The following is a 15,032-nucleotide window of genomic DNA, read 5'->3' as shown; positions in this document are numbered from 1 at the left end:
TCTTATTTACTGTTACCAATGGCTACCGACGGCGTAAAGATTATAGACAGCGACCATGCGCACGATGTGTACCACACGTTCATGGATTTGTATGACCAAGGCCTCCCAGTAGATGAGATAAAAGCCTCTGTTCGCCAGCAGCAAATGGGCGACGACGATTTTTACGATGAGCTGTTCATTACGGCTTATGCATTAGCGCTTTGGGAGACCGGAAACCTCACGGCTCAGGAAACTGAGGAGGTAAAGCTGGCCATAGACCGGCAAGCCTTCGTCAAATACTTGCGCGACGAAGAGCAAGCCCCCAATGATGCCGCCGAAAGGCAGCGTGTGCTGAACCGTTTTTGGGCCAAGATAAACCAGCCCAATCCTAGGATCCGGAAGCGAAAGAACTACAAGCCTCAAACCAAGTTCATCTTCAACGAGGGCGACGTGCTGGCTTTCCAGATGCCCGAAGACGGTACCTACCGGGCCACTATTTTGCTATTAATCTCACAGAACAGAGGCCGTTGCATCTATTATTTTGCCTTCCCAACCTATAGCAGTACCCGCAAGCCCACGCTAGACGACATTGTAGCTGGTGAAATCATGGGCAGAGTATACGCTCCGCCAAATTTCCCGGAATACCGGCTGGGCTTTGATGTAACTGGCATTGGGCACAAACATCTGCGCGCTATTGCGGATCAGTTTGAGTGCATCGGTCATTTAAAAATCAACCCCATAGCGCAATGTTTAGGCAGCCAAGCCGGTGCGACCAATTTTGAGAATTTCACATCCTTCTGGTCTTCTGATGTAGATGCAAGAAATGATTTCTTCGATTTTCTACCCAAAAAACAGGCAATTGCCAAGACTGCGCTTACACACCCCGGGAATGTTTTCCCTATACATAAACTACTGTAACGAAAGCGGCGCCTGATGCATCAGGCGCCGCTTTTGGTATTGGCACAAGGGGCTTTAGCTCAACCCAACCTTTTAACTTTCTTGGAGCGCAACCATTGCATCAGTTCGCCATAGCTGATATCGAGGTTCCCGATGCTTTCAATAAACCGCCGATTCGCATCGTGGGGCAGGCGGATTTCCAATTGTCCAGGAGCTAAAAATTGCCGAGACTGATGTGCTGTGCTTTTGTAAAGGCGAATCTCTACATCCGACCACTTCTGCCAACCGAACTCTTTCGTCCACACCCGATCAGCCGTAAAGCGCAACAACACATCGGGCTCTTGCAATTGCAACCTCCCTATATGCGCAATTACGGCTCCTACGAAGACAACAACGGCGCCAATGATCCAAGATACGTCAGTATAGACCGCCAATGCCACTCCGGCTCCTGCGGCTAGTGCCCCAAGTGCGACAATTGCCCATCCTTGTTCTCGGACGTATCGTACCTCGCGCATCGCATAAAGAAGCCCGCCGTATAAACCAACGGCGAGGCTGTCAAAATTACGCGGTAATCTTCTCTATTTTTCCTCCACCTTCGTCTCGATACTCAGCTCCTTGAGCTGAGCACCCGAAATCGGCGAAGGCGAATCAATCATTACATCCCGGCCGGAGTTGTTTTTCGGGAAGGCAATGAAGTCACGGATGCTGTCGGCGCCGCCGAACATAGAGCAGAGGCGGTCGAAGCCAAGGGCAATGCCGCCGTGGGGCGGGGCGCCGTACTCGAAGGCGTCGAGCAAGAAGCCAAACTGCGCTTGGGCCTCTTCGTCGGAGAAACCGAGGAGTTTGAACATACGGGCCTGCACGGCGCGGTCGTGAATACGGATGGAGCCGCCACCGATTTCGACGCCGTTAATCACGAGGTCGTAGGCGTTGGCACGCACCTCGCCGGGTGCGGTGTCGAGCAGGGCAACGTCCTCGGGCTTGGGCGAGGTGAAGGGATGGTGCATGGCGTAGTAGCGGCCGTCCTCTTCGTTGAACTCCAGCAGCGGAAAATCGAGCACCCACAGCGGGCGGAAGTCCTCCTTGTTGCGCAGGCCGAGGCGCTGGCCCATTTCCAGGCGCAGCTCGTTCAGGGCCTTGCGGGTTTTGTCGGCCGGGCCAGCCAGAATCAGCAGCAGGTCACCGGATGTGGCGCCGAACGCCTCCTTCCAGCGCTGCAGCACTTCCTGCGAGTAGAACTTATCGACCGACGACTTTACCGTGCCGTCGGGCTCTACGCGGGCGTACACGAGGCCGGTGGCGCCTACCTGGGGGCGCTTCACAAACTCGGTCAGCTCATCCAGCTGCTTGCGGGTAAAGGAGGCGCAGGTATTGGCATTGATGCCCACGACCAGCTCGGCCGCGTCGAACACCGGGAAGCCGTGGCCTTTGGCCACGTTGTTCAACTCCCCAAACTGCATGGCAAAGCGCGTGTCGGGCTTGTCGGAGCCGTAGAGACGCATGGCGTCGGCGTAGGTCATGCGCGGAAATTCCCCGATTTCGATGCCCTTCACCTCGCGGAACAGGTGCCGCGTCATGCCCTCGAAGGTGTTCAGAATGTCTTCCTGCTCCACAAACGACAGCTCGCAGTCGATTTGGGTAAACTCCGGCTGACGGTCGGCGCGGAGGTCTTCGTCGCGGAAGCACTTCACGATCTGGAAGTACTTGTCGAAACCCGACACCATGAGCAGCTGCTTGAATGTTTGCGGCGACTGAGGCAGGGCATAAAACTGGCCGGGGTTCATGCGCGAGGGCACCACAAAGTCGCGGGCGCCTTCGGGCGTACTTTTGATGAGCACCGGGGTTTCCACTTCGATGAAGTTCTGCTCGTCGAGGTAGCGGCGTACCTGCTGGGCCAGCTTGGAGCGCAGCTCCAGGTTGCGGCGCACGGCATTCCGCCGCAAATCGAGGTAGCGGTACTTCATGCGTAGGTCGTCGCCGCCGTCGGTTTCGTCTTCGATGAGGAAGGGCGGCAGCTTGGCCGGGTTCAGCACCTGCAGGCTCTCCACGCGAATTTCGATGTCGCCGGTGGGCATGTTGGCGTTTTTGGAGTACCGCTCGGCCACTTTGCCGCTGATTTGCAGCACAAACTCGCGGCCTAAGTTGCGGGCAGCCTCGCGCAGCTCTTCGGTTTCCACGCCTTCTTCCAGGGCCAGCTGCGTAATGCCGTACCGGTCGCGCAGGTCAATCCAGCTGATGCCGCCTTTGTCGCGGGTGCGCTGCACCCAGCCGCAGAGCGTTACGGTTTGGCCGATGTGTTCGGGGCGAAGTTCGCCGCAGGTGTGGGTACGGAGCATGGAGGCTGGCGGTAGGCCCGCGCCGCGCCGAAGCGCGGGAAACGGCGGGCGGTTGGTACATTTGGTACCGGCAAAGATAGGCAAGCCGGCCGCGCAACGGGAACCGAAAAGCGGCCAGCTGCAAATTGGCCCGGAATGTGCAAAGGGCCGCCTCAGTACTCCACTGCTTTACTTCCTCCTTCAACCGATAGCCTGCGCCCCGGCGCAATCGTCACCTCTTCCCTCTATGAAACGCTCCGCTCTGCTGTTCGCCGCCACCGTTCTGCTGTCCGTATCGGCTGCCCAGGCCCAAACCAAAGTCAAAACCAAAACCAAGTCGGAAACGACGGGCACCGAAATCAAGACCAAGAGCACGGCCGAGCCGGTGATTCTCGACGGCGCCGTAAAGCGCGTGGAAACCCTCTCGGGTATCGATATTTTCCCCAAGCCGAACTCGAACGCGGTGCTGCTGAGCTTTACCCAGCAGTTCACCAAGCCCGGCATGCTCACCATGACCAACTACAAAAAGGCCGTGGTGTACTCGCAGGAACTGGACCCGGCTACCCACACCGGCGCGCCCGTTGACCTGGGCCACATTCCGGCCGGCACGTACCTGATCGAAGCTAAAATCGACAACTACCTGTACTGGAAGAAGGTGAACGTGAAGTACCCTTCCAAGCCGGTAGTGAGCAAGAAAAAGCGCCGCGGCTAAGCCCAAGCGCCTCCCCCATCCACCAGGTTGTCATGCTGCGCGAAGCCGAAGCATCTCTACCGTTTCGCCGGCTGCTGGCGGCCGGAAGCGGCAGGATCCTTCTCGCTTCGCCCGGCATGACGTTCTTTTTTGCCGGTTTCTCCTTTCGCGGCCGCCGAATTTTCCCGCTGCCGGCTGCGTTACTTTGCTGCTGACCTTATGAACCGAACCGTGTTTCAACTTGCCCGCCGCTTTGCGTGGCTGCTGCCCGTGCTGCTGCTCGTAGCCTTTGCCGGCCCCAAGCTCAAGAAAACCCAGATTACCAAAAACCTCACTGTGGGCGTGCCCGAGGACTTCACGGTTTTGCCCGACGATGCCATTGCGGTAAAATATCCCGCACCGCGCAAGCCGTTGGCGGTGTTCAGCAACCCGGCCGGCCGGGTCGATTTCAGCGTGGCCAGCAAACAAACCACTTTTACCAACAAGGATTACGCCCTGCTGCTGAAGGTGTACGAGTCGAATTTGCAGCGCACCTACAGCAAAGTAGATTTCATTGCCCGCGACATTAAGACCGTGAACAAGCGCGACTTTATGGTGCTGGAGTTTGTCTCGACGCTGACCGACACCCGCCGCGGCCGCGAAATGATGGCGCCACTTAAGCGTTACCAGCTGATGTATTACTGCATTGAGGGCGACCAACTCTACGTGTTCCACTTCAACTCGCCCACCGAGGAGCAGCCTAAATACCAGCCCGTAGCCCAGCAAATCATGCAAAGCATTCAGTTGAAATAGCCGGGCAGCAGCTCGTCTTCAGCTAAAAGCAAAGACTATAACCAAGCAGCCCCGACCGGTTCACTACCGGCCGGGGCTGCTTGGTTATAGCTGGTTGTAAGCCCGAATCAGGGCCATAAAAGCGTCGCGGTAGGCGTCGCCGACGGGCAGCAGGCGGCCGGCCACCTGCACCTTGCCGCGCTCCACGTGCTCGATGCGGGGCAGGGCCACGACGAAGGACTTGTGGATGCGGGCGAAGCGCTGCGGGGGCAGCACCTCCTCCACCCGCCGGAACGACTGCAGGGTGAGGATCTTGCCCCCGTCGGCGGTGTAAATCATCAGGTACTCCTTCATGCCCTCGATGTAGAGAATATCGTCGAAGGCCACCCGCTGCAGCCGGTGCTCGTTTTTCACGAACATCGCGTCGGCCATGGTTTGCACCGGCGTGGATTGTGCCGGCTCTGCTGCTACCGCTGCCGGGGCGGCGGGGACTAGCGGAGCGGCGGTGCTGCTTTGGTGTACGCGGGTAACGGCCTGCACAAACCGCTGAAAAGCAATGGGTTTCACCAGATAATCGGCCACACCCAGCTCGTAGCCCTGCACGGCATATTGGTTATAGGCCGTGGTGAGAATGATGCGCGGCTTCCGGTCGGTGGGCAGCACCTGCGCCAGCTGCATGCCGGTGAGGCCCGGCATTTCGATATCGAGCAGCACCAGATCCACGGCGGTGCTTTGCAGAAACGCCAGGGCCGACAGCGCATCGTGAAACGTGGCCACGAGCTGCAAAAACGGCAGCTGGGCGCAGTAGCGCTGCAGTACCGCGGTGGCCAGGGGCTCGTCGTCGACGATGACGCAGCTGAGTACGCGGGCAGAAACCGGGGAGTCGTCCATGGGGCGTAAAGCTAAGCGGTTGTGGCAGGCAATAGGGTAAGCGTAACCTGGTAATGCGTGGCGGTTTCCTCGATGTGCAAACCGTGGCGCTGGGGATACAGCAGCAGCAGGCGCCGGCGCAGGTTTACCAGCCCCACGCCCCCGGGCCCGGCCGGGCCGGGCCGCCCGCCGCGGCGTTTGGCGTTGCGCACCGAGAAGGACAGTTGGCCTTTGTGCAGCGCCAGGGTCATGTCCAGCACGTAGGGGCGGGCCGTCAGGTCGCCGTGCTTGAACACGTTTTCCACCAGCGGCAGCAGCAGCATGGGCGCTATGGGGTAGTGGGCGGGCAGTTCGTCGGCCACTTCAAAACGCAGGCAGCTGGCATCGGTGGCGGGCAGGCGCAGGCGTTGCAAACTCAGGAAACTCTGCAGGTGCGACACCTCTTTGGTGAGCGGCACGGTATCGGCCGCCGACTCGTAGAGCATGTAGCGCATGAGCTCGGCCAGCTGCAGCACCGCCACCGCGGCCGGCGCCTCCGGCGACTCTTCGCTGGTGAGCGAGTAAATGTTGTTGAGGGTGTTAAACAGGAAGTGCGGGTTTACCTGGGCTTTCAGCAACGCCAGCTCGGCGGCCAGGTTCTGCCGTTCCAGCTCTTCGCGGCGGCGCTCTTCTTCCTCGCGGCGACGCGCCTCGAACTTGTAATCGGCGGTGAGGCGCAGGTAAAAGCTGAGTAGCAGCACCAGCAGCGAGGTAACCGCCACGCCGCCCCCGGCTTTATTCAGGGTTTGCCCGTAATGGTACCCCGCACGGAAAATAGCTGAATTGCTAAGCTGTTGCTGCACATTAGCCGGCACATTTGCATTCGTGGACTGCGTGAGGCCGAGTATGCTAACAGAGACCGTACGCACGATAAACGTGGTGCTGAGGGCCAGCAGCAAAACGCCCACAAAACGGGCAGTGTCGTTGTGGGCTACGTAGCGCGGAATGATAACGCGCCAGTTCAGGTAAAACAGCGCTGCGTACGTGCCGCAGGTCAGAACAATATCGGCAGCAGCCACGGGCCAGCCAAAGTCCCGTAGCTGCCGGGCCCCCAGCCAGTACAGGGTATTGCTGAGCAGCATGAGTCCCCACAACAACCCGTGCGCCCACAACGGAATGGACTGGGCTGCCGATGAACGAGGCCACCACGAGCGGGGCACGGCCGGAGCAACAGAGGAATATCGCATGCGGTAGGCACTTGCCTGGATCAGGGAGCAGAAAGCCGATAAAAGTAAAGCACCACTTTGCTTACCCGAAATTATTTCAACCACCCGCCCTGCGCACTGCCCCAACGGCCTTCTGTGCCCCATAACCGGCCGTGGGTGGCCTCAAGCGGCTGCCCTACGGCTTAAGCGGGCGTTGCGGGCCGCGGGGGCGGGGTTGGTTGAAAATCCCCGCCACGCGAAAACAAGCGGAATAGGTTTGTGGCACTTACTCTTACCCGCAACCCAATTCCAATTCTATGCCGAGCGCCGCTTATCGATTCCTGTTGTTCGTCTTATTGTGTTTGGTGGGCACCGCTGCCCGGGCCGGCGTGGTGCGCGGCCGCCTTACCGATGGCCAGGGCGCGCCCCTGAGCTTTGCTAACGTAGCCGTAAAGAACGCAGCCCACAGTACCGCCGCCAACGAAGAAGGCCGCTACCAGCTGAAGCTGCCCGCTGGCTCGCACACGCTGGTATTTCAGTACGTGGGCTTCCGCACCCGCTTCGAGGAGGTGCGGGTAGCCGGCGGCGACACCGCCACGGTACTCGACGTGACACTGCAGGCCGAAAACTACCAGCTGAATGAAGTGGTGGTGCGCGGCTCCGACCGCGACCCGGCTTACACCTTGGTGCAGCACGCTATCAATTGGCGCCCATACTACCAGCGCGAGGTGGCGGCCTACCAGGCGCGTACGTACCTCAAAAGCGTGTTTGGCCTGAACGAGATGCCGAGCAAGGTGATGGGCATTGCCGTAGACTTTAACGAGAAAGGCACCGACCCCAAGGTGCTGTACCTGGAGGAAACGGTGACCGAGCTGCGCTACCAACGCCCCGGCCCAGCCCAGGAACGCATGATTTCGACGCGGGTGAGCGGCCGGCGGCAGAATTTCGGTGGGGGCCGCGCGGCTAACCAGTTCAACTTCTACCAAAACCAGCAGCGCGTGCAGGTAATTACGCAAAGCATGGTGTCGCCCATTGCCGACGGCGCCATGCAGTACTACCGCTACGAGCTGGTGGGCACCAGCCAGCAGGCGGGCCTCACCTTGCATAAGATTAAGGTGGCGCCGCGCCACGCCCGCACCCCGGGGTACACCGGCTTCATTTATTTAGTCGATGGCACCTGGCGCCTGCACTCGGTGGCCCTGGAAGTAAACAAGGCCCTGCTGAAAGACAGTTACGAAAGCCTGCGGGTAGAGCAGCAGATGATGCCTGCGCCGGGTGCGCCCGCCGTGTGGGTGCTGCAGTCGCAAAAGCTGCACGTGGGCTTTTCGTTCATGGGATTTAAGGGGCAGGGCACCACCCAAACGGTGTTTCTGAACTACCGCAACGTAGCGGCCACCTACGCGGCCCGGCCGGCTGAGCAACCCGTAACCGTAGCCCGCCCCGGCCGCGAAACACCGGAAGAAGCCCGTAAGCAGCGCCCCGAGCTCAGCAAGCTGACCGAGCAACCCAGGGTCCCACTCCCCACCGACTCCCTGCCACCCCTACGCCGCGGCGAGATAATGCGCATTGAAACCGGCGCCAACGAGCGTAGCGCGGCCTATTGGGATGCGCTACGCCCCGTGCCCCTTACCGCCGACGAACAGCGCGACTACCACTCCCGCGACAGTATCGAAATTCGCCACAGCTCCCGCGCCTATCTCGATTCGGTAGACCGCGCCGGCAACAAGGTGGGGCTGCGCAAGCTGCTGATGGGCCATGAGTTCCGCAACAGCTTCCGCCAACGCAGCTTCCGTACCGTGCCGCTCTACGAAGGCCTGCAATACAACACGGTGGAAGGCGTGGTGCTGCAAGTCGCCGGTACTTATCAGCAACGCTACCCCGACGGCCGCAGCTTTTCCCTTACGCCCAGCCTGCGCTACGGTGCAGCAGCTCGCCTGCTGAGTCCGCGGTTGGAAGGCAGCTATTTCTTCCAGCCGCAGCGGCGTTCGGCGCTAAGCGTCGGCGTGGGCCGCACCATTGCCGATTTCAACGACCGCACGCAGCTGACGCCGCTGCACAACTCGCTGTACACGCTGCTCGACGGCCGCAACTACGCCAAGCTTTTCCAGCAGGACGCGCTGTGGCTGGGCTACGCCACCGACCTCGCCCCGGGCCTGCGGGTGGAAACCGCCCTGCGCTACGCCGACCGCCAGCTGCTGATAAACCACACCGCCGCCGCGCTGCGCGACGTGCCCAACCGCGCGTTTACGCCCAACCACCCCGTAGCCGCCGAGTTGAGGCCAAGCCAGCTTATCGGCCGCAGTCAGGCCCTGACCTTCGCCGCCGATCTGGCCTGGAAGCCCGCCCAGCGCTACATTTCCCGACCCAACGGCGTGGTGCTGCTTGCCTCGCGCTACCCCACGTTCCGGCTGGGCCTGCGCCAGGGTCTGGGCGGCGTGCTGGGTTCCGATGTACGGTTTACGCGCTTGGAGGCCGGGCTGAGCCACACCCAGAACCTGGGCGTGTTAGGCCGGGGCCAGGTGTCGGCTACGGCAGGCACATTTGCGGGTACTCCCAAGCTGCAGTTCATGGACTACCGCCATTTCACCGGTAACCGCGCCCTACTGGCTGCCGATTTTGGTCAGTTTCAGTTGCTCGATTACTACCGCTTCAGCACCCGCAAATACTTTGCGGAAGGACACTATCAGCACTTTTTCCAAGGACTGTTGCTCAACAAAGTCCCCCTTTTCAATCGCCTCAAGCTGCAGGAAGTGGCTTCGGCACACTACCTCTACACGCCCACCCTGGGCCATTATGCCGAGGTGGGTGCCGGCCTGCAGCGCGACTTCCTCATTGGCTCGGTGCGGGCCGATGTGTTAACCACCGCCCTGCCCGGTACCAGCCAGGCTCGTTCCACCGGCGTGCGGCTGCGCATTGGGCGCAATTTCTAACCCTAGTTTGCGCCGCCCCTTACCCCCATTAAATCTACCCAACCAAGCAACGGCCTGCGACGAAGCGCTATCTTATCCCCGGTTTCGGCCTTGCTCTTCCACCGCCTCACTTCTAACAACTTACTACCTATGGAACTGGTCATCGAACACCTTTCCAAAACCTACCCCAACGGCACCAAAGCCCTGAACGACGTTTCGCTACGGATTCAGCCGGGCATGTTTGGTTTGCTGGGCCCGAACGGCGCCGGCAAGTCCAGCCTGATGCGCACGATTTCCACCTTGCAGGAAGCCGATCAGGGCTCCATTCAGCTCGGTGACATTGACGTGCTGCGCCAGCCCGAGCGGGTGCGGCAGGTGTTGGGCTATTTGCCCCAGGAGTTTGGCGTGTACCCAAAAGTAACCGCAGCCGAGCTGCTCGACCACTTTGCGGTACTCAAGGGCATTAGCAACAAAAGCGACCGGAAACAGGTGGTGGAAGGCTTGTTGCAGCAAACCAACCTTTACAACGTGCGCAACAAGAACCTGGGCGGCTACTCCGGCGGCATGAAGCAGCGCTTCGGCATTGCCCAGGCCCTGCTGGGCAACCCGCGCCTCATTATTGTGGACGAACCCACGGCCGGCCTCGACCCCACGGAGCGCAACCGCTTCCACAACTTGCTGGCTGAAATTGGCGAGGACCGCATTGTGATTCTGAGCACGCACATCGTGTCCGACGTGTCGGACCTGTGCCGGCAGTTTGCCATTATTAACAAAGGTCAGGTGCTGTACACCGGCGACCCGCTGCAGGCCATAGAGGAAATGCGTGGTCAGATCTGGCGCCGCACCATTCAGAAACAGGAGCTGGAAACCTACCAGCAGCAATTCGCAGTCATTTCGTCGCGCTTGTTTGCCGGGCAAACCATTATTCACGTGCACAGCCTCGGCCAGCCCGGCAACGGGTTCGAGGGCATCGAGCCCACGCTGGAAGACGTGTACTTCGCCCGCATTTTTGCGGCCGAGCAGGTGGCGGCTAACGCAGTAAAAGCATAATTCCGGCGCGTCATGTTCTTCGAAATATTCCTTTTTGAGCTGCGTTACCGGCTAAAACGGCCGGCTACGTACATCTACTTCTTCCTGATGGCCCTCATGGCCGGCTTGTTCATGCTGGCCGTGGGCGGGGTCTTCGGGGCGGGTGTCATCATTGGCGGGGGCGGCGGCAAAGTGCTGGCCAACTCGCCGTACCAGATTAACACCATTCTCACGGTGCTGAGCTTGTTCGGGGTGTTCATCACGTCCTCGATGATGGGTACGCCTGTGTACCGCGACTTTGAGCACCGCACCCACTCGCTGTACTACACGGCGCCCATCAGCAAGGCCGGCTACCTCGGCGGCCGTTTCCTGGGCTCGTTCCTGATTACGGCGCTGGTGTTCTTGGGCGGAGCTTTGGGCGCGTGGCTGGCCACGTACTGGCCCACCATGCTGGCCGATAAGCTGGGTCCGAATTCCCTGATGGCCTACCTGCAGCCCTACTTCACGCACGTGCTGCCCAACCTGTTTCTCACGGGTGCCATTTTCTTCACGGCGGCTTCGCTGTCGCGCTCGGCGTTGGCCATTTACCTGGGCGGCGTGCTGTTTCTGGTGCTCTACTCCATTGCCGGCAGCTTGCAGCAAGACCTCGACAACGACACCTTAAGCAACCTGCTCGACCCGCTCGGCGGCAGCTCCATTGAATTAACGCAGCGCTACTGGACGGTAGCCGAACGCAATACTCAGCTTCTGCCCTGGAGTTCGTTTGTGGTGCAAAACCGCTTGTTGTGGATGGGCGTGGGTTTGCTCACGCTGGTGGCCTGCTTCGTGTTTTTCCGCTTCTCCTTCGCGAACAGCGCCGATTCGGGTCCGCGCCCGAAAGGCGCCCTGGGCGTGGCCGAAACGCCGAAAATGGGCAAGCTCCCCGTGTTTACGCCCAGCTTCACGCCGGCCCTGGCCTGGGCGCAGCTTGGGCGACTGATGCGGCTGGAGTTTTTCAGCACCATTCGCAGCGTGTACTTCATTGGCATTGTAAGCGCGGGCGTGTTGTTCCTGCTGATTACGGGCCTGCAAGTGGGCAAGCTCTACGGCACCAACACGTTCCCGGTAACGCCGGTGGTGGTGCAGCTGCTGGCCGGCACGTTTGCCTTGTTCCAGCTCATCATCATCACCTTTTACGCGGGTGAGTTGGTGTGGCGCGAGCGGGATTCCAAGGTGAATCAGATTTACGACGCCATGCCCATGCCAAGCTGGGTGCCGTTCACGGCCAAGCTTTCGGCCCTCATGTTTATTCAGGTGGTGCTGCTGGCCGTGGTGATGGTGTGCGGCTTGCTGCTGCAAACCTTCAAGGGCTATTTCAACTACGAGCTGGACGTGTACCTGAAGGAGTTGTTCGGCTTCCGCCTCATCGGCATGCTGCTGATGTGCGTACTGGCCATGCTGGTGCAGGTGCTGTCCAATAACAAGTACATCGGCCACTTCATTATGGTGGTGTACTACCTGGCCAACATTTTCGCCGGCCAGCTGGGTCTGGAGCACAACCTGATGCTCTACAACAACGCCCCCGGCACGCCTTACTCGGCCATGAACGGTTACGGCCACTTCATTCTGCCCTTCTTCGCCTTCAAGTTTTACTGGGCAGCATTTGCCGTACTGCTGGCCTTGGCCAGCAGCCTGCTGTGGCCACGCGGCACCGAAACCCGCTTCTCGTGGCGCTGGCAGCAGGCCAAGTTCGGCTTCTCGCCGGCGCTGCAAATGGTAACGGGCGCCGCGTTGTTGGCTTTCGTGGGCCTGGGCGCTTACATCTACTACAACACCAACGTGCTGAACCCTTTCCGCACGTCGGACACCGAAGAAGAGCTGACGGCGGGCTTTGAGAAGAAGTACAAGCGCTTCGAGAAAGCCGCGCAGCCGCGCATTACGGCCGCTAACCTGAACGTGGACATATTCCCCGAAGAGCGCGACGTGCGTTTCCGCGGTTCGTACTGGCTAGTCAACCGCACCCGGCAGCCCATCGACTCGGTACACCTGATGGGCTCCTCCGAAGCCGAGGTAAAGCAGTTGGAACTGGGCCGCACCGCGAAAGAAGTGCTGCACGACCAAGTGGGCGACGCCGATTACCGTATTCTGCGTCTCGCGCAGCCCCTGCAGCCCGGCGACTCGGTGCAGCTGAACTTTGACCTGGCCTACACCAATCCCGGCTTTAAGAACAGCGGCTCGAACACCAGTATGGTGTACAACGGCACCTTCGTGAACTCGCTCCTGCTGCCGCACATCGGCTACCAGCCCAACTACGAGCTCAGCGACGACGACGTGCGCAAAGAGCAGGGCCTGCAGCCCAAGCCGCGCATGGCGTCCGTCAACGACTCGGCCGCGCGCATGAATACTTACCTGGCCAACGACGCCGACTGGATCCGGTTCGAGGCCACGGTTAGCACCTCGCCTGACCAGATTGCCATGGCCCCCGGCTACCTGCAGAAAGAGTGGACCAAAGACGGCCGCCGCTACTTCCATTACAAAATGGACGCGCCCATCCTCAACTTCTACTCCTTCCTCTCGGCTCGCTACGCCGTGTACAAGGACAAGTGGCGCGACGTGCCCATTGAGATTTACTATCAGCCGGGCCACGAGTACAACCTCAAGCGCATGGCAACCGGTGTAAAGCTGGGGCTCGATTACTTCACCGCCAACTTCGGCCCCTACCAGCACAAGCAGGTGCGGATTCTGGAATTCCCCGGCTACAGCACGTTTGCGCAGTCGTTCCCGAACACCATTCCGTTCTCGGAAAGCATTGGTTTTGTGGCCGACGTGGACTCCACCGACCCCAAGGACATCGACTACCCGCTGTACGTAACGGCCCACGAAGTGGCGCACCAGTGGTTTGCTCACCAAATTATTGGCGGCAACGTGCAGGGTTCCACGCTCATGGCCGAAACCCTGAGCCAGTACAGCGCCCTGATGGTGATGAAGAAGCTCTACGGCGCCGAGAAAATCAAGAAATTCCTGCGCTTCGAGCTGAACAGCTACCTGACCGGCCGCAGCGTGGAGCGCAAAAAGGAAGTGCCGCTGTACCTGGTGGAAAACCAGCCCTACATCCACTACCGCAAGGGCTCCTTGGTGATGTACGCCCTGCAGGATTACCTGGGCGAAAACGTGGTAAACGCCGCCATCAAGGAATACCGCGACCAGGTAGCCTTCCAGCGCCCGCCCTACACCAACTCGGTGGAGTTCCTGAGCTACATCCGCAAGCACACGCCCGATTCGCTGCAGTACGTGGTAACTGACCTGTTCGAGAAGATTACGCTCTACGAGAACAAGGTGGATTCCGCCTCCTACCGCAAGCTGCCCAACGGCCAGTACCGCGTAACCTTCACCGTGGATACCAAGAAGCTGTATGCCGACTCCCTGGGCAACGAAACAGCCGATCTGAAGTCCCGCGACCTGATTGACATCGGCGTTTCGGCCCGCAAAAAAGGCAAAGGCGGCACCTACGAAGACGTGCCCATGGTAATGGAGAAGCGCCGCCTGAAACCCGGCCAAAACCGCTTCGAATTCACCGTGCCGCAGAAACCCGACCGCGTCGGCATCGACCCGTTCAACAAGCTGGTGGACCGCAACCCCGACGACAACACCAAAGCCCCGGAGGAGAAGAAGGCGTAACGCCGGCCTCGCAACCGCAGCAAAAAGGCCCCACCGAAATACGGCGGGGCCTTTTTTCATGCGTAATCAGCTTGCCTGAAGCGCTGAGAAAAGTTTAGTCAGTGCTGAACAGTTGGTCATAACTAGTGGTAACGGAGGACGAATCGGCAAAACTAAACTCGCCTTGAAAGGGTAAGTCTTTCAGATTGGAGACGACTACCCAGCGGTTGGAAGTTAGCTTGGTGGCTTTGATGTCTTCGTTTGGTTCTAGTGCGTGCGCGCCTAAGTCCGGAGAAAAAGCATTTAAGTACCTGTACAATTTTGAATGCCCTGGATTAGCCGCCGTTACGATACTGTCTCGCGTATCTAGTTCAAGGAATAGAGCTATGGAGGAATCTATATCCCAAACCGGACCTTGGCCAGGCTTGTAAATGGGCACTCTGTATTCTTGAAAAACCAATACATGGTTGTTACCTGCTACAACTTTAATGGAAAGACTATCGACCACAACAACAGATTTCCTCGGCAGCACCCGAATTGTTGTTTTGTGTTTCCAGCCATCTAGGGTGTGTGGACAATCGGCGACCTTTAGGTCGTGCGACGTTATGAACTCAAAGATGCGGATTGGGCACGCTTAGCGCCGTTGTTGCCGGGTAAAGTCGGGGACGCGGGCCGCCCGGCTGTTGACAACCGGCTGTTTGTCAATGCCGTGCTGTGGATTGCGCGCAGCGGTGCGCCCTGGCGCGATTTG

General features: G+C 59.6%; 12 protein-coding genes. 8 read left to right on the top strand and 4 right to left on the bottom strand.

From position 1 onward, the window contains the following. The first annotated feature begins 18 nt into the window (after positions 1 to 18). Positions 19 to 897, top strand: coding sequence for a hypothetical protein (locus ABD903_RS00060; RefSeq protein WP_345220235.1), 879 nt, complete (start codon positions 19 to 21; stop codon positions 895 to 897). Between the two features lie 59 nt (positions 898 to 956). Here the strand turns inward: ABD903_RS00060 and ABD903_RS00055 are convergent, their stop codons facing one another. Both ABD903_RS00055 and aspS read right to left on the bottom strand, forming a co-directional pair. Continuing rightward, positions 957 to 1,391 carry a hypothetical protein gene (locus tag ABD903_RS00055; RefSeq protein ID WP_345220233.1) on the bottom strand — a complete coding sequence of 145 codons (435 nt, stop codon included), beginning with the start codon at positions 1,389 to 1,391 and terminating at the stop codon, positions 957 to 959. A gap of 63 nt (positions 1,392 to 1,454) precedes the next feature. Beyond that, entirely contained in the window at positions 1,455 to 3,212 is a 1,758-nt protein-coding gene (gene aspS / locus ABD903_RS00050; RefSeq protein WP_345220231.1) for an aspartate--tRNA ligase, read from the bottom strand. Between the two features lie 226 nt (positions 3,213 to 3,438). Between aspS and ABD903_RS00045 the strand changes: the two genes are divergently transcribed. The 3 genes from ABD903_RS00045 to ABD903_RS00035 are packed head-to-tail and all read left to right on the top strand — an operon-like array spanning position 3,439 to position 4,674. Next, positions 3,439 to 3,903 carry a hypothetical protein gene (locus ABD903_RS00045; RefSeq protein WP_345220229.1) on the top strand — a complete coding sequence of 155 codons (465 nt, stop codon included), beginning with the start codon at positions 3,439 to 3,441 and terminating at the stop codon, positions 3,901 to 3,903. Between the two features lie 32 nt (positions 3,904 to 3,935). Next, positions 3,936 to 4,097 (top strand): hypothetical protein, encoded by a 162-nt coding sequence (locus ABD903_RS00040; protein WP_345220228.1) that lies wholly within the window; start codon positions 3,936 to 3,938, stop codon positions 4,095 to 4,097. A gap of 4 nt (positions 4,098 to 4,101) precedes the next feature. After that, positions 4,102 to 4,674: a hypothetical protein gene (locus ABD903_RS00035; RefSeq protein ID WP_345220226.1), complete on the top strand. Its 573-nt coding sequence runs from the start codon at positions 4,102 to 4,104 to the stop codon at positions 4,672 to 4,674. An 84-nt stretch (positions 4,675 to 4,758) separates the two neighbouring features. Here ABD903_RS00035 and ABD903_RS00030 read toward each other — a convergent pair whose 3' ends face one another. Next, positions 4,759 to 5,544 carry a LytR/AlgR family response regulator transcription factor gene (locus tag ABD903_RS00030; protein WP_345220225.1) on the bottom strand — a complete coding sequence of 262 codons (786 nt, stop codon included), beginning with the start codon at positions 5,542 to 5,544 and terminating at the stop codon, positions 4,759 to 4,761. A gap of 11 nt (positions 5,545 to 5,555) precedes the next feature. Next, positions 5,556 to 6,749, bottom strand: coding sequence for a sensor histidine kinase (locus ABD903_RS00025; RefSeq protein ID WP_345220223.1), 1,194 nt, complete (start codon positions 6,747 to 6,749; stop codon positions 5,556 to 5,558). Positions 6,750 to 7,024: 275 nt separating this feature from the next. Here ABD903_RS00025 and ABD903_RS00020 point away from each other — a divergent pair, with 275 nt between their 5' ends. From ABD903_RS00020 to ABD903_RS00005, 4 genes are all read left to right on the top strand, one after another. Next, positions 7,025 to 9,637 carry a DUF5686 and carboxypeptidase regulatory-like domain-containing protein gene (locus ABD903_RS00020; protein ID WP_345220222.1) on the top strand — a complete coding sequence of 871 codons (2,613 nt, stop codon included), beginning with the start codon at positions 7,025 to 7,027 and terminating at the stop codon, positions 9,635 to 9,637. A gap of 129 nt (positions 9,638 to 9,766) precedes the next feature. Then, positions 9,767 to 10,666 carry an ABC transporter ATP-binding protein gene (locus ABD903_RS00015; RefSeq protein ID WP_345220220.1) on the top strand — a complete coding sequence of 300 codons (900 nt, stop codon included), beginning with the start codon at positions 9,767 to 9,769 and terminating at the stop codon, positions 10,664 to 10,666. A gap of 12 nt (positions 10,667 to 10,678) precedes the next feature. Beyond that, positions 10,679 to 14,302, top strand: a complete 3,624-nt coding sequence (locus ABD903_RS00010) for an ABC transporter permease/M1 family aminopeptidase (protein WP_345220218.1) — start codon at positions 10,679 to 10,681, stop codon at positions 14,300 to 14,302. A gap of 574 nt (positions 14,303 to 14,876) precedes the next feature. Next, the coding region (locus ABD903_RS00005) for a transposase (protein WP_345221220.1) at positions 14,877 to 15,032 on the top strand (156 nt) is incomplete at its 3' end.

It is taken from the genome of Hymenobacter koreensis (assembly GCF_039541855.1).
In the GTDB taxonomy this organism is placed as follows: Bacteria; Bacteroidota; Bacteroidia; order Cytophagales; family Hymenobacteraceae; genus Solirubrum; species Solirubrum koreensis.
Note: the sequence above shows the minus strand (reverse complement) of the source record. Positions and strands in the feature narration are given on the sequence as shown.